Annotated in this window: 22 protein-coding genes and 1 pseudogene; 14 read left to right on the top strand and 9 right to left on the bottom strand. The window is 58.1% G+C overall.

The window, feature by feature from the left end:
- Positions 1 to 302 precede the first annotated feature (302 nt).
- From ACZ9IM_RS08050 to cyoE, 10 genes are all read left to right on the top strand, one after another.
- Positions 303 to 1697, top strand: a complete 1395-nt coding sequence (locus ACZ9IM_RS08050; protein ID WP_007896403.1) for a PhoH family protein — start codon at positions 303 to 305, stop codon at positions 1695 to 1697.
- A gap of 146 nt (positions 1698 to 1843) precedes the next feature.
- Positions 1844 to 2317: a cyclic pyranopterin monophosphate synthase MoaC gene (gene moaC / locus ACZ9IM_RS08045; RefSeq protein WP_218398742.1), complete on the top strand. Its 474-nt coding sequence runs from the start codon at positions 1844 to 1846 to the stop codon at positions 2315 to 2317.
- Complete coding sequence (gene moaD, locus ACZ9IM_RS08040; RefSeq protein ID WP_476223672.1) at positions 2314 to 2556, top strand: molybdopterin converting factor subunit 1; 243 nt, start codon at positions 2314 to 2316, stop codon at positions 2554 to 2556. Before moaC ends, moaD begins: the two co-directional genes overlap by 4 nt.
- A gap of 3 nt (positions 2557 to 2559) precedes the next feature.
- The gene (gene moaE, locus ACZ9IM_RS08035; protein WP_427623234.1) at positions 2560 to 3012 is read left to right on the top strand and encodes a molybdopterin synthase catalytic subunit MoaE; all 453 of its coding nucleotides are present in this window, start codon (positions 2560 to 2562) and stop codon (positions 3010 to 3012) included.
- A gap of 184 nt (positions 3013 to 3196) precedes the next feature.
- A complete protein-coding gene (locus ACZ9IM_RS08030; protein ID WP_032830273.1) occupies positions 3197 to 3706 on the top strand; it encodes a disulfide bond formation protein B in 510 nt (169 codons plus the stop codon).
- Positions 3707 to 4535: 829 nt separating this feature from the next.
- Entirely contained in the window at positions 4536 to 5480 is a 945-nt protein-coding gene (gene cyoA / locus ACZ9IM_RS08025) for a ubiquinol oxidase subunit II (RefSeq protein ID WP_427623233.1), read from the top strand.
- 3 nt (positions 5481 to 5483) lie between these two features.
- On the top strand, positions 5484 to 7514 hold the full coding sequence (cyoB, locus tag ACZ9IM_RS08020; protein ID WP_427623232.1) for a cytochrome o ubiquinol oxidase subunit I: 2031 nt from the start codon (positions 5484 to 5486) through the stop codon (positions 7512 to 7514).
- 3 nt (positions 7515 to 7517) lie between these two features.
- A complete protein-coding gene (locus ACZ9IM_RS08015) occupies positions 7518 to 8144 on the top strand; it encodes a cytochrome o ubiquinol oxidase subunit III (RefSeq protein ID WP_427623231.1) in 627 nt (208 codons plus the stop codon).
- Positions 8145 to 8480, top strand: coding sequence for a cytochrome o ubiquinol oxidase subunit IV (gene cyoD, locus ACZ9IM_RS08010; RefSeq protein WP_427623229.1), 336 nt, complete (start codon positions 8145 to 8147; stop codon positions 8478 to 8480). It begins immediately after the preceding gene.
- An 11-nt stretch (positions 8481 to 8491) separates the two neighbouring features.
- Positions 8492 to 9379 (top strand): heme o synthase, encoded by an 888-nt coding sequence (gene cyoE, locus ACZ9IM_RS08005; RefSeq protein WP_427623228.1) that lies wholly within the window; start codon positions 8492 to 8494, stop codon positions 9377 to 9379.
- Between the two features lie 277 nt (positions 9380 to 9656).
- Here the strand turns inward: cyoE and ACZ9IM_RS08000 are convergent, their stop codons facing one another.
- The 4 genes from ACZ9IM_RS08000 to ACZ9IM_RS07985 all read right to left on the bottom strand — a co-directional run bounded on the left by ACZ9IM_RS08000 (position 9657) and on the right by ACZ9IM_RS07985 (position 13317).
- On the bottom strand, positions 9657 to 10361 hold the full coding sequence (locus ACZ9IM_RS08000) for a hypothetical protein (protein WP_476223671.1): 705 nt from the start codon (positions 10359 to 10361) through the stop codon (positions 9657 to 9659).
- 136 nt (positions 10362 to 10497) lie between these two features.
- Positions 10498 to 11013 carry a hypothetical protein gene (locus ACZ9IM_RS07995; RefSeq protein ID WP_427623227.1) on the bottom strand — a complete coding sequence of 172 codons (516 nt, stop codon included), beginning with the start codon at positions 11011 to 11013 and terminating at the stop codon, positions 10498 to 10500.
- Positions 11014 to 11080: 67 nt separating this feature from the next.
- A complete protein-coding gene (locus ACZ9IM_RS07990; protein ID WP_427623226.1) occupies positions 11081 to 12604 on the bottom strand; it encodes a sensor histidine kinase in 1524 nt (507 codons plus the stop codon).
- The gene (locus tag ACZ9IM_RS07985; protein WP_427623225.1) at positions 12601 to 13317 is read right to left on the bottom strand and encodes a response regulator transcription factor; all 717 of its coding nucleotides are present in this window, start codon (positions 13315 to 13317) and stop codon (positions 12601 to 12603) included. The genes ACZ9IM_RS07990 and ACZ9IM_RS07985 overlap by 4 nt, the downstream gene beginning before the upstream one ends.
- A 154-nt stretch (positions 13318 to 13471) precedes the next feature.
- Between ACZ9IM_RS07985 and msrB the strand changes: the two genes are divergently transcribed.
- From msrB to msrA, 3 genes are read left to right on the top strand one after another with little or no spacing between them, the layout of a single operon-like run.
- On the top strand, positions 13472 to 13987 hold the full coding sequence (msrB, locus tag ACZ9IM_RS07980; RefSeq protein ID WP_476223670.1) for a peptide-methionine (R)-S-oxide reductase MsrB: 516 nt from the start codon (positions 13472 to 13474) through the stop codon (positions 13985 to 13987).
- 43 nt (positions 13988 to 14030) lie between these two features.
- Positions 14031 to 15818, top strand: a complete 1788-nt coding sequence (locus ACZ9IM_RS07975; protein WP_476223669.1) for a cytochrome c biogenesis protein DipZ — start codon at positions 14031 to 14033, stop codon at positions 15816 to 15818.
- Positions 15819 to 15860: 42 nt separating this feature from the next.
- Positions 15861 to 16568: a peptide-methionine (S)-S-oxide reductase MsrA gene (gene msrA / locus ACZ9IM_RS07970; RefSeq protein WP_476223668.1), complete on the top strand. Its 708-nt coding sequence runs from the start codon at positions 15861 to 15863 to the stop codon at positions 16566 to 16568.
- Between the two features lie 6 nt (positions 16569 to 16574).
- On the opposite strand, the gene ACZ9IM_RS07965 is transcribed toward msrA, so the two are convergent.
- Both ACZ9IM_RS07965 and ACZ9IM_RS07960 read right to left on the bottom strand, forming a co-directional pair.
- Positions 16575 to 17588 carry a sensor domain-containing diguanylate cyclase gene (locus ACZ9IM_RS07965; RefSeq protein WP_476223667.1) on the bottom strand — a complete coding sequence of 338 codons (1014 nt, stop codon included), beginning with the start codon at positions 17586 to 17588 and terminating at the stop codon, positions 16575 to 16577.
- A 135-nt stretch (positions 17589 to 17723) separates the two neighbouring features.
- Positions 17724 to 18629: a LysR family transcriptional regulator gene (locus ACZ9IM_RS07960; protein ID WP_427623221.1), complete on the bottom strand. Its 906-nt coding sequence runs from the start codon at positions 18627 to 18629 to the stop codon at positions 17724 to 17726.
- 102 nt (positions 18630 to 18731) lie between these two features.
- Between ACZ9IM_RS07960 and ACZ9IM_RS07955 the strand changes: the two genes are divergently transcribed.
- Positions 18732 to 19907, top strand: a complete 1176-nt coding sequence (locus ACZ9IM_RS07955; protein WP_476223666.1) for an acetylornithine/succinylornithine family transaminase — start codon at positions 18732 to 18734, stop codon at positions 19905 to 19907.
- 87 nt (positions 19908 to 19994) lie between these two features.
- Here ACZ9IM_RS07955 and ACZ9IM_RS07950 read toward each other — a convergent pair whose 3' ends face one another.
- The 3 genes and pseudogenes from ACZ9IM_RS07950 to ACZ9IM_RS07940 all read right to left on the bottom strand — a co-directional run.
- Positions 19995 to 20522, bottom strand: a complete 528-nt coding sequence (locus tag ACZ9IM_RS07950; RefSeq protein WP_476223665.1) for a P-loop NTPase family protein — start codon at positions 20520 to 20522, stop codon at positions 19995 to 19997.
- Between the two features lie 16 nt (positions 20523 to 20538).
- Complete coding sequence (locus ACZ9IM_RS07945) at positions 20539 to 22476, bottom strand: alkaline phosphatase D family protein (RefSeq protein ID WP_476223664.1); 1938 nt, start codon at positions 22474 to 22476, stop codon at positions 20539 to 20541.
- A gap of 295 nt (positions 22477 to 22771) precedes the next feature.
- Positions 22772 to 22959, bottom strand: a pseudogene (locus ACZ9IM_RS07940) (hypothetical protein); the annotation flags it as partial.

The raw sequence follows: 22959 nt of genomic DNA, 5'->3' as shown, positions 1-22959 counted from the left end.
GATTTTTGCAGAGAAATCGGTGCAGGCGGACTTCCGACTTTAACGGCACATTGCCTGCACGCCAAGGGCTATTCGTCACTCTGAAAAATAAACTTCAAAAAAACGTCAAAGTGCTTTTTTCTGTCACATGTTTTGGAGTATTACGAAGACAGACCGCCGAAACCTGCAACACAGGTGGCGTCTCCCAAGACCCCAGTTTGTGTGCAGTTCACTTGACTCCTCGCAGGTGAATTCGGCGGCCACTTCGAGGCGCAGCACTGTCATGGTATTGCGTCGACTGGCTCCCACAAAGGTGACCGAGTATGGATGATCACGGACGTAGCCCTTCTTCCAACCAGCCAATCCTTTATGTACTCGATACCAACGTATTGATTCACGATCCAAACGCCCTGCTTAATTTCGAAGAACACCACGTCGCCATCCCGATGACCGTGCTTGAAGAGCTGGACAAGCTCAAGAGCGGGCATCACAGCGTTGCCGCGGAATGCCGCCAGGCGATTCGCCTGATCGACAAGACTTTGGGCGATGCCAGCCCCGAAGACGTTGAACTCGGCGTACCGATCCAGCGCGGCAAGAGTGGGCCCAAGGGTTTGCTGTCAATTCTGATGAGCAAGCGCACTGAGCCGAACATCATTCTGCCCGAGCATCTGAACGACAACATCATCATCAACCAGTTGATCGACCTGCGCGCGCGGGATGCAAAACTGCCCGTGGTGCTGGTCACAAAAGACATCAACATGCGCCTCAAGGCCCGGGCTTGCGGGATTGCGGCCGAGGACTACAGCACCGACCAACTGGTCGACGACGTTTCGTTGCTGCCCAACGGTTATCACAACATGACCGGTTCGTTCTGGGATCGGGTGAGCAAAGTAGAAACCCGGCAGGATCATGGTCGCACCTGGCACCAGGTGCAGCTGATCGACAACCTGCCTGCGGTACACGTCAACGAGTTCATCATCGACGAACAGGGCTTTGTTGGCTGGATCAAGGAAATCCAGGTCGACAAGTTGCTGATCCTCGACCTGCATCAGGAACCTCTGTTGCACCAGGAAGCCTGGGGCCTGAAACCGCGTGATATCTATCAGAGCCTGGCGCTGTACGCCTTGCTTGATCCGGACATTCACCTGGTCAACCTGTCCGGCGCGGCCGGTTCGGGTAAAACCATCCTGGCCCTGGCGGCGGCCATCGAGCAGACCATGGTCAGCAAGCGCTACCGGCGCATCATCGCCACCCGCAGCGTGCAGGGGCTGGACCAGGAAATCGGCTTCCTGCCTGGCACCGAAGCGGAAAAAATGGAGCCTTGGCTGGGCGCCATCACCGATAACCTCGAAGCCTTGCACATGGATGACGAAAACACCCATGGCAGCGTCGACTACATCCTCAGCAAAGTGCCGTTGCAGTTCAAATCCCTCAACTACATCCGAGGCCGCAGCTTCCAGCAGAGTCTGATCCTGATCGATGAATGCCAGAACCTTACGCCGCACCAGATGAAAACCATCATTACCCGTGCCGGCGCCGGTTCCAAAGTGGTGTGCCTGGGCAACCTGGCGCAGATCGATACCCCTTACCTGTCCGCGACCAGCTCCGGGCTGACGTACTTGACCGAACGCTTCAAGGATTTCCCCAACGGTGTACACATCACCCTGCAAGGGGTGCCACGCTCGATTCTGGCCGAATACGCCGAATCGCATCTGTAACCCTCACCAGAACCGGGCGGCCCAAAGTCGCCCGGTTTTTTGTATCCGACACAAATCAAATGTGGGAGCGTGGTGATCCGATAATCAAACGTGCGGAAATTTGACCCGCAGGTTTACAATCGATGCTCCTGATCAGGAGTATCCCTGTGCTGACTCATCTCGATTCCCAAGGTCGCGCCCATATGGTCGACGTCACTGAAAAAAACGTGACGTTCCGTGAAGCGACGGCCCAAGCGCTGGTGCGCATGCTGCCCGAAACCCTGCAGTTGATTGTCACAGGCGGCCATCCCAAGGGTGACGTGTTCGCCGTGGCGCGGATCGCCGGCATCCAGGCGGCGAAGAAAACCAGCGATCTGATTCCTTTGTGCCACCCGTTGATGCTCACCGGCGTCAAGGTCGAACTCAGTGCCGAAGGCGACGACACCGTGCGCATCGTGGCGTGCTGCAAGTTGTCCGGGCAGACCGGCGTCGAAATGGAAGCGCTGACCGCAGCCAGCGTCGCGGCGCTGACCATTTATGACATGTGCAAGGCCGTGGATCGCGGCATGACCATCGAGAGCGTGCGGCTGCTGGAGAAACTCGGCGGCAAGAGCGGCCATTTTCGGGCGGATCAGCCATGAACATTACCGTGAAGTTTTTCGCCCGTTACCGTGAAGTGCTCGGTGTGGACTCGGTGAAGGTCGAAGGTGATTTCGCCACGGTCGACGATGTGCGCACGCTGCTGGCCCAGCGTGACGGCGCCGAAGTGCTGAGCGAGCAAAACCTGATGTGCGCCCGCAACGAAGACCTCTGCCAGCTCGACGAGCCGGTGAGCGATGGCGATGAAGTGGCGTTTTTTCCGACCGTGACCGGGGGCTGAGCCATGGCGATTCGTGTGCAGTCCACGCCGTTCGACCCGGGCGCCGAAGTCAACGCCATGCACGCGGCCAATGTGGGCGTCGGTGCGGTGGTGAGTTTTGTCGGCTACGTGCGCGACTTCAATGAGGGCCTCGACGTCGCCGGGATGTTTCTGGAGCACTACCCGGGCATGACCGAAAAAGCCTTGGGCAAGATTGCCGTCGAGGCCGAGCAGCGCTGGCCGCTGTTGAAGCTGGAAGTGTTGCACCGCATCGGCGCGCTTGAGCCGGGCGAGCCGATCGTTTTCGTCGGCGCCGCCAGCGCCCACCGTCAGGCGGCGTTCGATGCCTGTGCCTTTGTCATGGACTATCTGAAAACCCGCGCGCCGTTCTGGAAGAAAGAAAACACCCGTGATGGACCGCGTTGGGTGGAAGGGCGTGACAGCGATCATGCGGCGGCAGATCGGTGGAAGCAGTAAGTAACCCTTCGCGAAGACCGCGTCGCGGTTTCGATTATTAACAATCGCTTAAAGGTTAATCCGTGCTTAACCGGTTTATCGTTTATTCCCCCGACTTCAGCGGCCCGTTCAAGGCTCTCAAAGGGCAGGGGCTGCGTGTAGACTTTCGGACAACCGATATCCACGGACACAAAAGGGAAACGCGATGAGCGAGGAAACCATGCGGTTGGGACGTGAGCGGCGCTATCTGGTGTTGCTGGGCATTATCTGCCTGGCGCTGATCGGTGGCGCGCTGTACATGCAAGTGGCTCTGGGCGAGGCACCATGCCCGCTGTGCATCCTGCAACGCTACGCGTTGTTGCTGATTGCGCTGTTCGCCTTTATCGGCGCAGCGACGCGCACCCGCCGCAGCGTCACGCTGTTCGAAACGTTGGTGGTGATCTGCGCCATTGCGGGCGCCGGGGTGGCCGGGCATCACGTCTATACCCAGTTTTACCCGGCGGTCAGTTGCGGCATCGATGTGCTGCAGCCAATCGTCGACGGCCTGCCGCTGGCGAAGATCTTCCCGCTGGGCTTCCAGGTCGATGGCTTCTGCTCTACACCGTACCCGCCGATCCTCGGCTTGTCCCTGGCACAGTGGGCGCTGCTGGCCTTCGTGCTGATCGTGGTGCTGGTGCCGCTGCTCATTTCGCGTAACCGCAAAGCGCTGCGCTGAGGCTGTACGTCGTACTATTGCAGGAAGCAAAAAAAACGCCCCGGTTCTCGTTGAGAGGCCGGGGCGTTTGCATATTCGCAGGTCAGGTAAAAAGACCTTGATGCTCGACAAGGAAGGGTGCGACACGTATGCGACATGTTGTCACAGCTTGAGTGTCGCAAGGCATTTCAAATCGCTGATTCAGGGCATCGCTTCGCAGCAAAAACCTGCTCTTCCAGGCACTGTCGGTTTCAGCGCTTGTCAGTCGAAACAGGCAGTTTTAACAGGGCCTGGCAAATTGGCAAAGCCCTTGTCACATAGGGGGTAGAGCCGGGTCGAAGGCGAGCGCAGAGCCTTGGAAGCTGTCTGAACTTCGCGTGGTAGACCTACTATTTTTGGTGTTTTTGTTGAGAATTAATTTCGATACCATGGCGCACTTTTGCAAAAGCCGTTAATGATTGTTGTCGGATCGGATATAAATTATTTCGGGATGAGACATGGTTTATGAATCGTTACATATCTACAATCGCCCGCACTGAATTCCCGGCACTGCTCACCCTTACTCAGGTGCATGAGCAGAACCAGGGTGTCGAGAGGTCCGATGGCTTCATGCGACTCCCAGGTGTCGGTGCCTTCCGACTATCCGCACCAAATGGAATTGGTCTGTAACAAGGCCCTTGACCACGAATTCGAATAAGAACTCACCGCAGGCCCAGCAATTGTCGAACAGCGTCTGACGCGCGACGGGCAGGCCCTTATTCAATCCAAGAAAAATGCCAACCCTTGGCAGGGTGAAGTGTTGGCGATCAAAACCCAACTGCATTGCGCAAGCTGCTTTAGAGGTCGTGAGATGAGTAAAAACAGGTACCCCAGACTACTAGGCTTATTGCCGCTGCTCGGCACTCTGTTGCTGGGAGGCTGCAACATGACCTTGCTCGATCCCAAGGGCCAGGTCGGCCTGGATGAGCGAAACCTGATCATCACCGCAACGCTGCTGATGCTGTTGGTCGTCGTGCCGGTCATCGTCATGACCTTCCTGTTCGCCTGGAAATACCGCGCCTCCAACAAGGACGCCGTCTACACGCCAAAATGGTCCCACTCCACCAAGATCGAAATCGCGGTGTGGACTATTCCGGTACTGATCATCATTGCCCTGGGTTACGTCACCTACAAGTCGACCCACGCCCTGGACCCTTACAAGCCGCTGGAATCCGACGTCAAGCCAATCACCATTGAAGTGGTCGCGCTGGACTGGAAGTGGTTGTTCATCTACCCGGAACAAGGCATCGCCACGGTCAACAAGATCGTGTTCCCGGCGCACACCCCGATCAACTTCAAGGTGACTTCGGACGCCGTGATGAACTCGTTCTTCATTCCGGCCCTGGGCGGTCAGATCTACGCGATGGCGGGCATGCAGACCAAACTGCACCTGATCGCCAACCAGAACGCTGAAATGGACGGTATCTCCGCCAACTACAGCGGCGCGGGTTTCACCGGCATGAAATTCAAAGCTATCGCCACTTCTCAGGAAGATTTCAACGCCTGGGTAAGCGAAGTCAAAAAGGCACCTAAACAGCTTGAACAAGCTGAATACGCAGCCCTTGCCAAGCAAAGCCAGAACAATCCAGTCGAGCTCTACTCCTCGGTCACGCCGAACCTGTTCCAGATCATCGTCGACAAGTACGAAGGCATGAAACCGGGTCCGAAGGTCAAGCACGAGAAGAAAGAGAAAGAAGTGGCCGCTACGCAAGGAATGGACATGAACTCGCATTCAGCTGCCGGGGCAGAGGAGTAAACGATGTTTGGTAAATTAAGTTGGGAAGCGGTCCCGTTCCACGAACCGATCGTGATGATAACCATCGCCATGATCGCGCTCGGTGGTCTGGCGCTGTTCGCTGCAATCACCTACTTCAAGAAGTGGACCTATTTGTGGACCGAGTGGTTGACCTCGGTCGACCACAAGAAAATCGGCGTGATGTACATCATCGTCGCCATGGTCATGCTGCTGCGCGGTTTTGCCGACGCCATCATGATGCGTACCCAGTTGGCCATGGCCACCGAGGGTTCGCCTGGCTACCTGCCACCTGAACACTATGACCAGATCTTCACCGCTCACGGTGTGATCATGATCATCTTCATGGCGATGCCATTCTTCACCGGCCTGATGAACCTTGCAGTGCCGCTGCAGATCGGCGCGCGTGACGTTGCCTACCCGTTCCTGAACTCCCTGAGCTTCTGGCTGCTGGTATCCGGCGTGGTGCTGATCAACCTGTCCCTGGGCGTTGGCGAATTCGCCAAGACCGGTTGGGTTGCTTATCCACCGCTGTCGGGCCTGCAATACAGTCCGGGCGTGGGGATGGATTACTACATCTGGGCACTTCAGCTATCCGGGTTGGGTACGACGCTGACGGGGGTCAACTTCCTGGCCACCGTGCTGAAAATGCGTACCCCTGGCATGAAGCTGATGGACATGCCGATCTTCACCTGGACCTGCACCTGGGCCAACGTCCTGATCGTGGCTTCGTTCCCGATCCTGACCGCTACCCTGGCACTGCTGACACTTGACCGTTACATGGATTTCCACATTTTCACCAATGAACTTGGTGGCAATCCAATGATGTACGTCAACCTGTTCTGGGCCTGGGGTCACCCCGAGGTTTACATCCTGATCCTGCCGGCGTTCGGGATCTTCTCCGAAGTCATCTCGACCTTCACCGGCAAGAAACTATTCGGCCACCACTCGATGATCTACGCCAGCGGCGCGATCTCGATCCTGGGCTTCATGGTCTGGTTGCACCACTTCTTCACCATGGGTTCGGGTGCCAGCGTCAACGCCTTCTTCGGTCTGGCGACGATGCTGATTTCCATCCCGACGGGTGTGAAGCTATTCAACTGGTTGTTCACCATTTATCAAGGCCGTCTGCGTTTCACCAGCCAGGTTCTCTGGACCCTGGGCTTCATGGTGACGTTCGCCATCGGCGGCATGACCGGCGTACTGCTGGCCATTCCAGGTGCTGACTTTGTTCTGCACAACAGCCTGTTCGTGATCGCGCACTTCCATAACGTGATCATCGGCGGCGCGGTATTCGGCTACATCGCAGGTTTCGCCTTCTACTTCCCGAAAGCGTTCGGCTTCAAGCTGCACGAAGGCTGGGGCAAGGCAGCGTTCTGGTTCTGGATCAGCGGCTTCTTCGTCGCGTTCATGCCGCTCTATGCACTGGGCTTCATGGGCATGACCCGTCGTCTGAACGCCACCACCAACCCTGAGTGGGTACCGTACCTGTACGTTGCCATGTTCGGTGCGGTGATGATCGCCGTCGGTATCGCCTGCCAGCTGATCCAGTTGTATGTCAGCGTGCGTGATCGCAACAAGCCAGAGAACATGTGCGAACACGGCGACCCGTGGAATGCCCATACCCTGGAATGGTCGACCTCCTCGCCACCACCGTTCTACAACTTTGCCGTGCTGCCAAAAGCAGAAACCATCGACCCGTTCACCGAAGCCAAGGAAAACGGCACCGCGTACAAGGCTCCGGCCAGGTATGAGCCGATCCACATGCCAAACAACACTGCGACCGGTGTGGTCATGGGTGCTCTGTTGACCGTGTTCGGTTTCGCGATGATCTGGCACATCTGGTGGTTGGCCATCGCAGGCCTGGTCGGCACCGTGGTGTACTTCGTGATCCACGCTGCACGTGATGATCAAGGCTATATGGTGCCGGTCGACGTAATCGAGCGCATCGAAGCCGAGCAGCACAAGCGTCTGGTAGCGGCCGGGAAAGTTCCAGCCACCGCCACCCGTGTTGAAACCTCGTTGGAACAGGCTTAAACCATGTCGAACTTAGTGACCAATGCTGGACACACCCATGTCGATGGACATGGGCATGATGACCATCACCACGACTCGGGCGAGATGACCGTATTCGGTTTCTGGCTCTACCTGATGACCGACTGCATTCTGTTTGCGTCGATCTTCGCGGTGTACGCGGTACTGGTTAACAACGTAGCGGGTGGCCCGTCGGGCCACGACATCTTCGAGCTGCCATACGTACTGGGCGAAACCGCTCTGCTGCTGTTCAGCTCGATCACCTACGGCTTCGCCATGCTGGCGTTGTTCAAGGGCAAGAAGAACCAGGTACTGGGCTGGCTGGGCATGACCTTCCTGTTCGGTGCCGGCTTCATCGGCATGGAGATCAACGAGTTCCACGTACTGATCTCCGAGGGCTTCGGTCCTAGCCGCAGCGGCTTCCTGTCCGGGTTCTTCACCCTGGTCGGCACCCACGGTCTGCACGTGACCAGCGGTCTGATCTGGATGGCGATCATGATGTATCAGGTGCAGAAAAACGGCCTGACGGCGACCAACAAGACCCGTCTGAGCTGCCTGAGCCTGTTCTGGCACTTCCTGGACGTAGTGTGGATCTGCGTATTCACGGTTGTTTATCTGATGGGGACTATGTAAATGGCTAACGCTCATTCCCACGATGGCCACGAAGCCAACCACGGCAGCGTAAAGTCCTACGCCATCGGCTTCATCCTGTCGGTGATCCTGACTGTCATTCCTTTCGGCCTGGTGATGTACCCATCCCTGCCGAAAGCCGTGACCCTGTGGATCGTTCTGGCCTTCGCTGTGATCCAGGTGCTGGTGCACCTGGTTTACTTCCTCCACCTGGACCGCTCCGCCGCCCAGCGTAACAACGTGATTGCGTTTGTCTTCGCTGCCCTGGTGATCGTCCTGTTGGTCGGCCTGTCGCTGTGGATCATGTTCAGCATCCACACCAACATGATGGCGAAGTGAGGTAAGTCCGGATGTCCTTTAAGCACTTTATCCAAATCACCAAACCGGGGATCATTTTCGGTAACGTGCTTTCTGTGGCAGGCGGATTTTTCCTGGCCTCCAAAGGGCATGTCGATCTGGCCATTTTCCTGGCTGCGATGATCGGCACGTCCCTGGTGGTCGCTTCCGGTTGCGTGTTCAACAACTGCATCGACCGCGACATCGACCTGAAGATGGAACGCACCAAGAACCGTGCGCTGGTCCAGGGCCTGATCTCCCTGAAACTGGCCCTGGCTTTTGCGACCATCCTTGGTGTTTTCGGCGTTGCACTGTTGTACAAGGTGGCCAACCCGTTGGCTGCGTTGTTCGCGGTGATCGGTTTCGTCATCTACGTCGGTTTCTACAGTCTGTACCTCAAGCGCAAGTCGGTTCACGGCACGCTGGTGGGCAGTCTGTCGGGGGCGATGCCGCCGGTGATTGGCTATGTAGCTGTGACAAACAGCTTCGACATGGCCGCACTGACGCTGCTGGTGATGTTCAGCCTGTGGCAGATGCCGCATTCCTACGCCATCGCAATCTTCCGCTTCAACGATTACCTGGCCGCATCGATTCCGGTGTTGCCGGTGAAGCGTGGAATTGAAGTGGCCAAGAAGCACATCCTGCTCTACATCCTGGCGTTCCTCGTGGCGACCTTGATGCTGACCTTCAGCGGCTACGCCGGCATGAGCTACCTCGCCGTCGCCGCGGCCATGGGCATGTATTGGTTGTACATGGCCTGGACCGGTTACAAGGCAGTGGATGACACGGTCTGGGCACGCAAGCTGTTCGTGTTCTCGATCTTCACCATTACCGCGTTGAGCGTGATGATGTCGCTGGATTTTAAAGTGCCGAGTGAGCTGTTGCTGACTTACGCGCCTTAAGCTTCGGATGCTGTAAAGAAAAGCCCCGCCCTTCGAGAGAATGGCGGGGCTTTTTGTTGGGTTCTATTTGACGGACCGTGTCGTCCCGATCGCGAGCAGGCTCGCTCCCACACTGGGTCGGTGTTGTCGCCACTTTTGTGCTAGATGCTTAACCCCTGTGGGAGCGAGCCTGCTCGCGATGGCCGCGCCGCGGTGCATCAGAAAAAAGCTAATCAGGCGAACAGGAAATAAAAATCCCCGCTCTGATGGCGGGGATTTTTGTGTGCAGCGTATAGCGTTACTGCGCGGCGATGCTGTAGCCGTCGAACGCGGTTTGCTGCTGAAGCGCGGTGATGATGTTCTTGCGGTTGACCGCTTGTTCGGCCCCGGCATTGTCCAGGAACGTTTCGCTTTCCAGCTCGGCTTCATCGCCTTCGCCGACGAAAGTGAAGCCCAGGAACTCCAGCGCTTCTCGGTCAACGTTCAGGCGCGAGCGCGGGGTGCGCAGGGGCAGGGTGACGCTGATGCCGTCCTTGCTGATGGTGAACACTTCGACGTCTTTCTTGGCGCGAGCCGCTTTGCTCTTGCCGCTGCTCGGGTTGCTGATGGCCTGGTGAGTCTGGTTCAGTACCTTCAGCGCCAGGCCGTAGACGATTTCCTGGAACGCCGGGTCGTCCTTGAAGTTGGACAGAATGCGACTGATCGGGAACTTGCTGCTCAGGTCTTCCAGGGCCGCAATGTCGGCCGCTTCGGCATCTTTCAGTTGCTTGAGTTCACCCATCAATTCGTAGGCTTTGTCGTCGTCGAAGCTGTCATGAGCCTGGCGAATCGCGGCGCGCAGTTCGCGGATCTGGTCGCTTTCCCGGGTAGATTGAAAAGCATCCAGAACCATCTCGCTGATGGTCTTGGCCTGAGGCACGTGTTGTGAAAGATTGATGGAGTTTTCGTATTCCGCTTTGGACGACAAGGTGACTACGGATTCAGCGGTATTGGAATCGGACATTGAAATTTCACTACTTCTTTTAACTTGGATTGAGGCGAGAAAGCACGAAGCCTTTTCAGGCCGCCTAATCTATTGGACCGAGGCTGCGTTGTCACGGATGAACAGGCGGCTGGTCAGCATTTTTGGCGAGGGGCTTTTAACCGGCAGCCATTTTGGGACGTTGCGCCTGAAGCTCCAGCAACAGCCGATAAAGTTTCAGCGACCGTCCGCAGATCAATCCATAGACAAACCCCGACGCCGAAGCCTTGAACAGCAACACCTCAAGCGTAGCGGCCTGTTCTGGATGCACGTCGTCCTGATAGCCGAAGTAAAAATTTACGGCAAAAAACAGCTGGTAGAGCACCAGCGTCTTCCAACTGCCAGGCACGATCAACCCGGTTTCCGGATCATCCAGCTCCACGCCCTTGCGTGAAAAAAACACCAGCGCCGCGAGGCTGCCCAGCAGAAACGTGACCAACCAGCAACCCACCGAGAGCTGAGGGTTCAGCGTGAGGTTCAATGAAAACAGGGACCATGCCAGCAAGGCCGGCGGAGTGACAAGTAATGCGGCTTTGCTTTCATGGGTCGGATAAAGCGCTTTGACCCCGAAGTAACACAACACCAAAAAAATCACGTAAACCCACAGCGGGATGTTTTGCAGGGTGATGAGCATTGCGCAGCGTTCCTTGCCGAAAAATGAGGATCGGGATAGTAGCCGTTACTATGGCCAAAGCTGTCGACTATTTCCTCATTGCGTTCGGATTAGTCGACCGAACGGCCCATTGCTCGGCGGTCTGCTCATCCACCGGTAACGAGAAGCGAAAGGTCGCGCCGCGTCCGGGAATATCTATCAGATGGATCTCTCGACCGTGCAATTGCAGGATCCGGTGCACGATCCGCAATCCCAGCCCGCCATCGCGCCGTGCGCCGCCAATGTTGAACGGACGCAGGAACAGACCTTCGCGCAGTTCGGGAGCGATTCCCGGGCCGGTGTCGCTGACGGTCACTTCGATAAAAGACCCTTGAGGGCGCAGGCTTAGTTCGATTTCTCCACCTTGGGGCGTATGGCGCAGGGCATTGTCGAACAGGTTGGTCAGCACCCGCTCGATCAACCCAAGATCTGCGCAGGCCGCCGAGACGTTGGGGGCGAAGGTGGCCTTGAGTTCGATCTGGCGCGCTTCGGCGCTGAGTTCGAATTTCTGAAAGATGTCCTGCACCAGATCGGTCAGCGAAAAGCGCTCCAGCACCGGTTGCACGAAACCGTGCTCCAGCCGCACCAGTTCCAGCAGCGATTGCGCCAGGCCGCCGACCTTGCGGCTCTGATCCAGGGCGATCCCCAGATAACGGCGGCGGTCGGCGGGGGACAATGTGGCGTCCTTGAGTGACAGGGTTTCCAGGTAACCGTGCAGCGAGGCCAGCGGTGTGCGCAGGTCGTGGGAGATGTTCGCCACCAGTTCCCGACGCTCCTGATCCTGACGGGTCAGCGAGCGCCATTGTTCGCCGAGGCGCGCTTGCATCTGTCGGAAGGCGGCGTCGAGGATGGCTATTTCATCGTGGCTGGCGGCTTTTTCTACCGGTTCAGGCTCTGGTTCGGGCGAGGTGGACGGAACGCCATTGATATCGAACTGACTGACTTTTTCAGTCAAGCGACGCAATGGTCGTGTGATCAGGGCAAATGCCGTGAGGCCGGCAATCAGGCATAGCAACGCCACCAGCCCAATGGACAACAAAGCGGTATTGAGCGCTGCGCTGGTGGCGCCGCGTTCGGCGAAGCGATCGTGCTCTTCACTGAGCAACACCACATAAAGATAACCGGCCGGCAGACCATTGACCCGCAACGGCGCAGCACTGAAAACCTTGCTGCCATCAATGCTGCGCGGATCGTCGCCGAGAATCGGCAGGGCCTCGCCTTTGAGCAAACGCAGGATTGGCGCCAGGTCGACTTGCTCTCGGCGTATTCGACCCTCGGGCGCGGCGCTGCCGACAATTCGGCCCCCGGTGTCGAGCAGATAGACCTCGACACTGGGGTTGACCAGCATCAGCTGGCTGAACAGTTCGCGCACGGCATTGGGCATCGGGCCATTGCGGTCCATCAGCACAGTGTCGTGGGCGATGTGTTGCGCCAGATCCCGCGACAACCCCTGCACCACTTCCAGTTCATGCATCTGGTTGGAGCGCACCTGCATCCATGCCGAGGTGCCGCAGCACACCAGCAACAGCACGGCGAACACCAGGGACAGGCGTTGGGTCAGGGTCAACCTCATGGCTGTTCTCCGCTCGTCGCGAATTTGTAACCACGACCCCACACGGTGAGGATGCGCGCCGGTTGCGCCGGATCGGCCTCGATCTTGGCTCGCAGGCGGTTGATGTGGGTGTTGACCGTGTGCTCGTAGCCTTCGTGGCTGTAGCCCCACACCGCGTTGAGCAGGTCCATGCGCGAGAAGACCTTGCCGGGCTGGCGGACGAAGAAGTACAGCAAGTCGAACTCCCGCGGCGTGAGGTCAAGACGACGGCCATCGAGGGAGACTTCACGTGTGATCGGGTCGATGGACAGGCCATCGCTGATCAGGCTGCCAGCATCCATTTTCAGGTTGCGGGCCATGGCGTCGACCCGTCGCAGCAATGCCTTGACCCGTGCCACCAGCTCGAGCATGGAAAAGGGTTTGGCCAGGTAGTCGTCGGCACCGAGTTCCAGCCCCAGAATCCGATGGACTTCGCTGGAGCGCGCACTGGTGATGATGATCGGTGTGTAGCGGGCCATGGCCCGGGCGCGGCGGCAGATTTCCAGGCCGTCGACGCCGGGCAGCATCAGGTCGAGAATCAGTGCGTCCCAGCTTCCTTGCTGCAGCAGTCGCATGCCCTCATCGCCATCGGCGCAGTGCACCACCTCGAACTGCTCATCGCGAAGATGCAGGCAGATAAGGTCGGCGATAGGCAGGTCGTCCTCGACCACCAGGACGCGTTTGGCCGGTTCCATGGAGCTCAATCCCTCGTGATGCAATGAACAACATTGTGCGGCTTTTCCTGAGGCTGAGTTATCACGAATTGTTTAACTCCTCGTGAGGATTTGGCGATCAACTCAAGCCTAGGCTGTGTTCCATGCAAGGCATCTGGAATTTTGGAGAAGGCCCATGTTTTCACGGCGACAGTTTCTTGTAGCAAGCGGCGGGCTGGGGGCTGCGGCCCTGGTGATCGGTGTATTGCCAAAATTTTCCGCAGGCGGCGCGCTGATCGATGAGGCCCGCGCGGCAGAGGTTTTCGAGGTGGCCCACAGCGACAGCGAGTGGCGCGCCATGCTCAGCGCCGAGCAGTACGAGATCCTGCGCGAAGAGGGCACCGAGCGGGCCTACAGCAGCCCGCTGAACAACGAGCACCGCAAGGGCGTTTTTGCCTGCGCCGGTTGTGATCTGCCGTTGTTTTCTTCCGACACCAAGTTCGACAGCCGCACTGGATGGCCGAGCTTCTGGGCGCCACTGGACAACGCGGTGGCCACCCGTCAGGACCGCTCCTTCGGCGTGCTGCGCGAAGAGGTTCATTGCCGTCGTTGCGGCGGTCACTTGGGCCATGTCTTCGAGGACGGGCCAAAGCCCACCGGTATGCGCTACTGCATGAACGGTCTGGCGCTGACTTTCAAGCCACAGGCGTAATCCATGGGCACTTCCTTCCACTCACTTCACGCAGGTCGACGTTATGTGGCTTCTGGTCCTCGCTTATCTCGGTGGTGTGCTGACGATCGTCAGCCCGTGCATTCTGCCGGTATTGCCCTTTGTCTTCGCTCGCACCGGGCAGCCGTTTATCAAGAGTGGCTTGCCGCTGCTGGCGGGGATGGCGCTGACCTTCGCGCTCGTCGCCTCGTTGGCGGCGGTTGGCGGCGGTTGGGTGGTGCAAGTCAATCAGTACGGTCGCTGGCTCGCGTTGCTGTTCGTTGCACTGTTCGGGCTGACGCTGTTGCTGCCTCGGTTGGCCGAGCGCCTGACGCGTCCATTGGTGGCGGCCGGCGGTCGGCTGTCGGAAGCCGCGGCTCTCGATACCCGGCCGCGCCCCGGCGCTTCGTTGCTGATCGGTGTCGCCACGGGCCTGCTTTGGGCACCCTGCGCCGGGCCGATTCTGGGCCTGCTGTTGACTGGCGCGGCGCTGCAAGGGGCAAACATCGCCACCACCTTGTTGCTGCTGGCTTACGCGGCCGGCGCCGCCACCTCTCTCGCCGCGGCGTTGCTGCTGGGCGGTAAAGTCTTCGCCGCGATGAAGCGCTCGATAGGCGCAGGCGAGTGGCTGCGTCGAGGCTTGGGAGGCGCGATGCTGGCGGGTGTAGTGGCGATCGCCTTGGGGCTGGATACCGGGATTCTGGCGCGGGTCTCGACGGCATCCACCGGCGATATCGAGCAGGCGCTGGTAAATCGGCTGGCCGGTAAGTTGCCGGCCGGCAGTGGGGCGATGATGTCGCAGATTCCACGGGGCGGCGATCAATCCGTCGGCAGTATGAAAATGACCGCCAAGATACCGGGCGAACTGCCGATTGAAGGCAACCTTCCATCGCTGGACGGCGCTGTGCAATGGCTCAACTCTCCACCTCTCACCGCCCAGGCCTTGAAGGGCAAGGTCGTGCTGGTGGATTTCTGGACTTACTCCTGCATCAACTGCCTGCGCACCCTGCCGTATGTGAAGGCCTGGGCCGAGAAGTATCGCGATCAGGGCTTGGTGGTGATCGGCGTCCATACGCCCGAGTTTGCCTTCGAACGTGATGTCGGCAACGTCACCAAAGCCATGAACGACCTGGGTGTCACTTATCCGGTGGCAATCGATAACGACTACAAGATCTGGCGTGCTTTCAACAACCAATACTGGCCGGCCCACTATTTTGCCGATGCCCGGGGGCGCATTCGTTACCACCACTTTGGCGAGGGCAAATACGCCGAATCGGAGCGAGTGATTCAACAACTGCTGCGTGAGGCGGGCGCCGAGAAGGTCGCGGACGGGCTGATCAATGCTCGTGCCGAGGGCGTTCATCTCGCTCCGAACATGAATGAAGTGCAATCGCCGGAAACCTATATCGGCTATCGACGGGCGGAGCATTTCGTTGCTCAAACCGATCTGGCGCCAGACAAGATGACGGCCTATAGCCCGCCGTCCCGACTGGCCCTCAATCACTGGAGCCTGGAGGGCCAATGGACGGTCGGTCCGGAGCGGGCCGTTTCGAACGCCCCGGCCAGTCGAATCGTCTACCGCTTCCACGCTCGCGATCTGCATTTGGTATTGGGCCCCGGTGCGGATGGCAAACCGGTGCGTTTCAACGTGTTGATTGACGGCAAGCCCCCAGGTAGTGCCCACGGTGTTGACGTGGCGCCGGATGGCAGCGGCAGCGTTACCGAGCAGCGGTTGTATCAATTGGTACGCCAGACCGCAGGCGTAAAGGACCGGACATTCAGCATTGAATTTCTCGACCCGGGTGTGTCGGCGTATGCATTCACCTTTGGTTGATAGCCATTTGGTTGATAGCCCCATTCATTCAGGAGACAAGCCATGAAAACCCTATTTAACTGGCGTCGCACCCTGCTGGGATTGGCCGCAGCCAGTTTTATCGGTCAGTGTGCCGCGTTTTCTTTCGGAGGCGCCGAAGAGGCGGTCATCATTGCGCCACCAACACTCGACGAGAACACTGAAGCCCGCAGTGAAACGGCAATTTTTGCCGGCGGTTGCTTCTGGGGCGTCCAAGGGGTATTTCAACACGTCAAAGGGGTGAAGAACGCTGTCTCCGGTTACGCGGGGGGCACAGCCGACACCGCTCAGTACGAGCGGGTCAGCAATGGCGATACCGGTCATGCGGAGGCCGTCGAAGTCACCTACGATCCGGCTCAAGTCAGTTATGGCAGCCTCTTGCAGATCTATTTCTCGGTGGCCCATAACCCCACCGAACTCAACCGCCAGGGGCCGGACCGCGGCACTCAGTATCGGTCGGCGCTATTCCCGAAAAGTGCCGAACAGCAACGCGTCGCCCAGGCTTACATCACCCAGCTAGACGCTGCCCATTCGTTCAACAAACCCATCGTCACCAAACTGGAAACCTACAACGGCTTCTACCCGGCCGAGGAAGAACATCAGGACTTCCTGACGGAACATCCGACGTATCCCTACATCGTGATCAATGACCTGCCGAAAGTGGCGCAGTTGAAACAGTTGTATCCGGATCGGTATCAGGAGAAGCCGGTGTTGGTGAAGGCAGGCATGTAGGCAAGCTCATCCCGAAATCACATTCTTGCCCGCAATCTTCGATCGATACAGCGCCTGATCGGCCCTGGCCAGCAACCCGGTCTGTTGCTCTTCTTCAAAGCGTTGCACCACTCCAAAACTCATGGTCACTTGATAGTCCCCGACCGGCAGCAAGCTCGACAGGCTGTGACGGATTTTTTCAGCGAGTGCCCTGGCGTCGGCCAACAAGGTATTGGGCAGGATCATGATGAATTCGTCACCGCCCCAGCGCGCCAACAGATCGCCTTCGCGCACGCAGTGCTTCACGCTCTCGATCACCTGCACCAACGCCGCATCACCCAAGGCGTGGCCGTAGTGATCGTTGATGTTTTTGAAGTCATCGATGTCCATCGCGATCAGCGACAGGGGTTGGCGAAAGCGTTGGGCGCGGTCGCATTCCTGGGGCAGGGCTTTTTCCAGGCGATAGCGATTGGCGATGGAGGTCAGTACGTCGGTTTCCGCCAGTTTGCGGTTTTCTTCGAGTTGGATTTGCAACTGCTCATTGACCCGAGACAACTCGCGGGTGCGTTCTTCGACGATGGCTTCGAGGGATTGATTGCGCCGTTCCATTTCTTCGAACAGGCGTTTCTTGTCTTCGATACTGCGGTGCGCGCCGACCATTCGTGCCACCGAGCCGTCGGCATTACGTGCCAGCACATAGCCGCGATCTTCGATCCAGGTGTAAGTGCCATCGCGCATGCGGCAGCGATACTCGGCTTGATAACCGGGTGCGCGCTGATTCAGGTAGTCATCAAACAGCGCCATGACCTGTGAATAATCGTCGGGGTGGATCACGTTTTCCCAGGTCAGCACAGTGTTATCCAGGGAATGAGGTGGATAACCGAGCATCTCGTACCACCCGGGGTTGCGGTAGACGAACCCGGTGTTGGCATTCCAGTCCCAGATGCCATCGCTGACCAGTTCCAGAATGGTGTGCAGCATGTCTTCGTTAAAATCTGACAGATTGAACTTCAACGGCTCGATATTCGATGCCTCACCCATCATCGGTCTCCCTGCCGAACTGATATCAACGTGACTCGCCAGTCGGGGAGATTAGTTCATGGGGTATTGCTACTGCTAGGGGGCGTTCTCAATTAGTTCCCCCACCGCGGCGGGGAAACTCATTGAGAACGCCCCCTACTGCTTGCCCCACCTCTGCAGCGCAAAGTCGACGAAGCTGCGTAATTTCGGCAAACGGTAGCGGTCTTGGGCGTACACCAGGTTCATCGGGCGGCTGGGCAGTTGGTAGTCCTGCATCAAGGCCACCAGTTTTCCGTCCTGAAGATCCTGCTCCACCAAGGCGTCGGGCACCATCACGATGCCCATACCGGTGCGCGCCGCTTGGTGCAGGCCCGCCGAACTGTTGATCAGCATCGGCCCGCTGACTGCCACCATGACTTCGCCTTCGGGTCCCCTCAGGCGCCATTGTTTGGCTACCGAGTGCCAGTCGTCTCCGGCCGGGTAGGCGAAGGCCAGGCAGTCATGGTGTTGCAGGTCGGTGGGTTTTTCAGGAGTGCCCCGGCGCGCCAGATAGTCCTTCGATGCACACAGGGTCATCGTGTAGTCGATGAGCGGGCGGGCGATCATGTTGGACATCTCGGTAGTGCCCAAGCGAATCGCCACATCGAAACCGTTGTCGAGCAGATCCAGGCGCTGGTTGGTCAACACGACGTCGAGTTTGACCTGCGGGCAGCGCAAGGTGAATTCGCTCAAGGCCGGCGCCAGCCGTTCGGTGCCGAAGGTCAGCGGTGCGGTGATGCGCAGGGTGCCGCTCGGCTCGTCGAGGGTCTGTTCTGCCAGGCGTTCGGAATCGGCCACCAGCCCCAATACCTCAAGACAACGTTGATAGTACGCCGTGCCGAATTCCGTCAGCCGCTGGCGTCGTGTCGTACGGTTAAGCAGGCGCACACCCAGACGTTGCTCCAGGGCCCGAAGATGATTGCCGACCATGGTCGTGGACATTTCGCACTGCAAAGCGGCGGCGGTCATGCTGCCGGCTTCCACCACTCTTACGTAAACGGTCATTGCCTGGAACAAATCCATTATCAAGCCCAGCTTTAAAATGATTGAAGTGTTGCAGTGTTTATCCAGCTCAGGTGGCTAACCATACTGCAAAAACACCGACTATTAATGGAGTTTGATGTCATGACCGCCGCCTGCCTGATGAGCACTTATCAACCCTTGGCCCTGAGTTTCAGCAAAGGCCTGGGCACGCGCTTGTGGGATCAGGCCGGTCGCGAATATCTGGACGCGGTGGCGGGCGTAGCGGTGACCAACGTCGGCCATTCCCATCCGCGAATCGTGGCAGCCATCAGCGAACAGGCCGGGCTGTTGTTGCACACCTCCAACCTGTACAGCATCGACTGGCAACAGCGGCTGGCGCAGAAACTGGTTCGGCTTTCCGGCATGGATCGGGCGTTCTTCAACAACTCTGGCGCCGAAGCCAACGAAACCGCGCTGAAACTCGCGCGGCTTTACGGCTGGCACAAAGGCATCGAGCAGCCGCTGGTAGTAGTCATGGAAAACGCCTTTCACGGCCGTACTCTTGGCACCCTGTCCGCCAGTGACGGCCCGGCGGTGCGTCTGGGGTTTAACGAATTACCGGGGGACTTCATTAAAGTGCCATTCGGCGACCTCGCTGCGCTGGAGGCGGTCCAACAAGCCCACGGTCCACGCATCGTGGCGATTCTGATGGAGCCGATTCAGGGCGAAAGCGGTGTGCAAGTGGCACCGCCCGATTATCTCAAAGCGGTACGCGAACTGTGCAACCGGCGCGCCTGGCTGCTGATGCTCGACGAAATCCAGACCGGCATCGGCCGCACCGGCCAGTGGTTTGCGTTCCAGCACGAGGGGATTGTCCCGGACGTCATGACGCTGGCCAAAGGCCTCGGTAACGGCATTCCTATCGGGGCCTGCCTGGCCCGGGGCAAAACCGCCGACCTGTTCACCCCCGGCAGCCACGGCAGCACGTTCGGCGGGAATCCATTGGCATGTCGAGTGGGGTGCACCGTGCTGGAGATCATTGAGGAGCAAGGGCTGCTGGAAAACGCCAAACTGCAGGGTGAACGCTTGCTCGCCAGATTGCGCATCGAATTGGCCGATGATCCCAACGTTCTGGCGATTCGCGGCCAGGGTTTGATGATCGGCATCGAACTCAAACAACCGATTCGCGACCTGACCCTGATTGCAGCCCGCGATCATGGCTTGTTGATCAACGTGACACGGGGCAAGACCATTCGCCTGCTGCCACCGCTGACGATTGATGAGCGGGAAGTGGAGATGATTGTCAGAGGCGTTGGTCGGGCGGTGAGCGCAGCCTGACTTCTATTGAATGCATGCATTCCCCTGTAGGAGCTGTCGAAGGCTGCTCCTACAGAATCGGGTCTGCGTCAGTGGAATCAGGAGCAATCAGTCGATTTGTTGCACTGTGCTGACGAAAGCCGTGACTTCATCCCGATTCATCAGTTGAAGTTTCGAGCCGCTAAACCCTTCGAACAAACGCTGATGCGCAGCAAATCCACTGGACTCTTCGCGAGTACGATAGCTGCCGGCCCATTCCAGTAACGCTATCAGTAACTCGTCATGCTCATCGCGCTTCGCCTCTCGCTGGCGAATATGGTTGGCGCAGTCTTCATCTTCCAGACACAGCCAGATCAGCGCTGTCGCCTGCTCCACAAGTTCACTGATCATCCAGTCGTAAACACCCTCGATAACCCAGCGCTCTCCACTCGCCGCCACTCGCGCCATTCCCAGTGCTTCGGCGCGGGGACGAGCAATGCTGTGTTCATCGGATACCCAGTGAATCAGGTCGAGATCGGTCCAGGGCGCTTGCAAGTGCTCAGCCAGTTGTTTGGCCAGCCAACTCTTGCCCGAGCCGGAGTTGCCGATGATCAGGGTTCGGGTGAGGTTCATGGTGTGCAGGTAATAATTGCTCATGGCAACTCGGGCAAAGTCATTCAACCGCTTCGGAAATTTCAGGCGCCACCATCCGCGTCTTCGGCGAGCCATCCGCGTTGTGCTGATAAATATCCTGCGGCTGGCCTTTTTCATTAAAGAACACCTGGCCGATCCCCGCCGAATTCCATAACCGCTCGCCCGCCTCTGCATGCTCTGGAACATGCGGAACAATGCGCATCCGCCGGCGCTTGGTCAGCCAGTTGAGGGGCGAGCGGGGCGAGTAGAGCCAGCGGTTGAGGCGGTCGAACCATTCGAGCAGCGCTGGCGGAAACTCGTTTTTGATACCGCTGCTGGTAATCTGCCAGATTCGTGGGCCAGCCTTGCGGTGTCGGATCAATACTTCGTAGACGAAGGAATAATGCACATCACCGGACAGCACCACGTAGTTACCGGGAGTGCGGGAGTGTCGGAAAATGTTCAGGATTACCTGGGCGGCGCCGCGATGGGCCATCCAGTTTTCGGCGTCCACCAACAGTGGATAACCGCACCAGCTAAACACCCGTTGCACGGTTTCGATCAATTTGACGCCGAAAATCGGTGCCGGCGAAACGATGATCGCCGAGGGATGATCGAGCAATTCCTGCTGCAGCTCGCTGAGCGCTTCCCAATCCAGCAGACCGGACGGTTGCTTGAGCGTCATTTCGCTGCGCCAGCGCCGAGTGCGAGTGTCGAGCACCACCACCGCAGGGCGAGTGGGCAGCACGTAATGCCACTTCTGAAAGCTCAGCAGCTCGTCGATCAAGCTATCCTGGACATCGCTGTCCAGGTAAGGATCTTGCCCCGAGGCACTCAATAGGCGGGTTTTTTCCAGCATGCCGCCAAACGCGTCCGGGTTGTTGCCCCAGCCTTGGCACAGCATATAAGCGAGCAGCGCGTTGCCGATGATGCGCTTGGAGAACGGATGGCCGTAGGCCGTTTCCTCCCATTGCGCGGAAAGATTCCAGTCATCGGTGATGTCGTGGTCGTCGAAAATCATCAGGCACGGCAGGTGCGCCATCGCCCGCCCAACACCACCCAGTCCTTTTTTGAACTCCTCGATGCGCGTCTGCTCCAGGGCATAACGCTTGCGTCGTTCGGGTGTCAGTGCTGGTGGTTGCGGCGCGATCAGTATCCAGGACGTGGGCGACCATACTAATAGGTACATGGCCATGACCTCGGCGAAGGTCACCAAATGGTTGTCGGCGCTGCTACTGGTAAAGATCGGCTTACGCGCTCCACCGAAAAATCGTTCGCGCAGGGTTTCGTTGCTCTCAAGCGCCGGTAACAAATCCGCACGATGGTAGTAACTGGCAGGATGCTCGTAGAGTTTGGCGCTGTCGCTGACCACTGCACCGTCGAGGTGTTCGCCGAACAGCCCCAGACGCTCAATCAAGGCATGAATCGCCCGCAACATCGGCCCCGCGACATCATCCGCATATACCTGATCGCCGCTCATCATTAATAGCGCGGGGCGCTTGCAAGCCTCCGGCTCAGACTCCAGCAATCGATCGACGCACAGCAAACCATCAGCCGCCGAATGGTGAGGTTTACGGCAGGAGCCATGCAGCAATTGATCGATCCGCGAGCGCAACACGAAATTCGGACATTGCGCCTCGCCATATAGTAGATGAGGCGCCCATTCGAGAATGCCCGACTGAGTGCCATCCGCGTCGGTGATCAGCAGGTCGTACTCGATCAACGTGTCGCAGGGCAGGGCGGCATCCAGTGGCACATCTATCAAATGAATGAAGGCATGAGTACCGACCGGGATAACCGTGCGTTGTCCCGCATCGAGACTGATGTCGACTCCTTGCAGGCGCAGCGTCAGCGGCAGCGCACGCGACCCTACCAACCACAGTACCAGCCGCGTGGGTTCCAGGCGCCGTAATAGTGGACCGACGAGGACCGGTGGCAATAGGGAGTGATCGGCGGGCAATGGCAAAGATACGGACATCCGGGCTCAAGACTCTTGGTGCAGAGAGGCGGGCGATGATAACGCAGCTAGTGGTGAGGATTGTCTGATGGCCAATGGCTTATGCCTGAATCTGTAACAGATGATCGCGTCGCGAATAGATCTGCCATAGGAACTGTGACGGACGCATGCTGGTTTCACCCTGTCCACATCTGGGTGTGTCGATGAGTAAAGCAGGGCTGCTTAATAGAGGCAGAAATCAGTACTCGCCTTGAGGGGTTTCGTTAAGGGAAAAATTAATCGCAACAGGTGGTTGACCACGAAATAAAATGCTGTACTATTCGCCTCCCGCTAACGAGAGATCGGAAGCGCAAGTGGTTGAAGTTACAAAGGAAACTTTGAAAACTTCTGAAAATAACCGCTTGACAGCAACAGAGGCTGCTGTAGAATGCGCGCCTCGGTTGAGACGAAAGATCTTAACCAACCGCTCTTTAACAACTGAATCAAGCAATTCGTGTGGGTGCT

It is taken from the genome of Pseudomonas sp. TE12508 (assembly GCF_056279485.1).
Note: the sequence above shows the minus strand (reverse complement) of the source record. Positions and strands in the feature narration are given on the sequence as shown.

Bases quoted from the DNA above. Each gene is read 5' to 3' on its own strand.
- ACZ9IM_RS08050 (WP_007896403.1), top strand. From the start codon at position 303: ATGGATGATCACGGACGTAGCCCTTCTTCCAACCAGCCAATCCTTTAT.
- moaD (WP_476223672.1), top strand. From the start codon at position 2,314: ATGAACATTACCGTGAAGTTTTTCGCCCGTTACCGTGAAGTGCTCGGT.
- moaE (WP_427623234.1), top strand. From the start codon at position 2,560: ATGGCGATTCGTGTGCAGTCCACGCCGTTCGACCCGGGCGCCGAAGTC.
- ACZ9IM_RS08030 (WP_032830273.1), top strand. From the start codon at position 3,197: ATGAGCGAGGAAACCATGCGGTTGGGACGTGAGCGGCGCTATCTGGTG.
- cyoA (WP_427623233.1), top strand. From the start codon at position 4,536: ATGAGTAAAAACAGGTACCCCAGACTACTAGGCTTATTGCCGCTGCTC.
- cyoB (WP_427623232.1), top strand. From the start codon at position 5,484: ATGTTTGGTAAATTAAGTTGGGAAGCGGTCCCGTTCCACGAACCGATC.
- ACZ9IM_RS08015 (WP_427623231.1), top strand. From the start codon at position 7,518: ATGTCGAACTTAGTGACCAATGCTGGACACACCCATGTCGATGGACAT.
- cyoD (WP_427623229.1), top strand. From the start codon at position 8,145: ATGGCTAACGCTCATTCCCACGATGGCCACGAAGCCAACCACGGCAGC.
- cyoE (WP_427623228.1), top strand. From the start codon at position 8,492: ATGTCCTTTAAGCACTTTATCCAAATCACCAAACCGGGGATCATTTTC.
- ACZ9IM_RS08000 (WP_476223671.1), bottom strand. From the start codon at position 10,361: ATGTCCGATTCCAATACCGCTGAATCCGTAGTCACCTTGTCGTCCAAA.
- ACZ9IM_RS07995 (WP_427623227.1), bottom strand. From the start codon at position 11,013: ATGCTCATCACCCTGCAAAACATCCCGCTGTGGGTTTACGTGATTTTT.
- ACZ9IM_RS07990 (WP_427623226.1), bottom strand. From the start codon at position 12,604: ATGAGGTTGACCCTGACCCAACGCCTGTCCCTGGTGTTCGCCGTGCTG.
- ACZ9IM_RS07985 (WP_427623225.1), bottom strand. From the start codon at position 13,317: ATGGAACCGGCCAAACGCGTCCTGGTGGTCGAGGACGACCTGCCTATC.
- msrB (WP_476223670.1), top strand. From the start codon at position 13,472: ATGTTTTCACGGCGACAGTTTCTTGTAGCAAGCGGCGGGCTGGGGGCT.
- ACZ9IM_RS07975 (WP_476223669.1), top strand. From the start codon at position 14,031: ATGTGGCTTCTGGTCCTCGCTTATCTCGGTGGTGTGCTGACGATCGTC.
- msrA (WP_476223668.1), top strand. From the start codon at position 15,861: ATGAAAACCCTATTTAACTGGCGTCGCACCCTGCTGGGATTGGCCGCA.
- ACZ9IM_RS07965 (WP_476223667.1), bottom strand. From the start codon at position 17,588: ATGGGTGAGGCATCGAATATCGAGCCGTTGAAGTTCAATCTGTCAGAT.
- ACZ9IM_RS07960 (WP_427623221.1), bottom strand. From the start codon at position 18,629: ATGGATTTGTTCCAGGCAATGACCGTTTACGTAAGAGTGGTGGAAGCC.
- ACZ9IM_RS07955 (WP_476223666.1), top strand. From the start codon at position 18,732: ATGACCGCCGCCTGCCTGATGAGCACTTATCAACCCTTGGCCCTGAGT.
- ACZ9IM_RS07950 (WP_476223665.1), bottom strand. From the start codon at position 20,522: ATGAGCAATTATTACCTGCACACCATGAACCTCACCCGAACCCTGATC.
- ACZ9IM_RS07945 (WP_476223664.1), bottom strand. From the start codon at position 22,476: ATGTCCGTATCTTTGCCATTGCCCGCCGATCACTCCCTATTGCCACCG.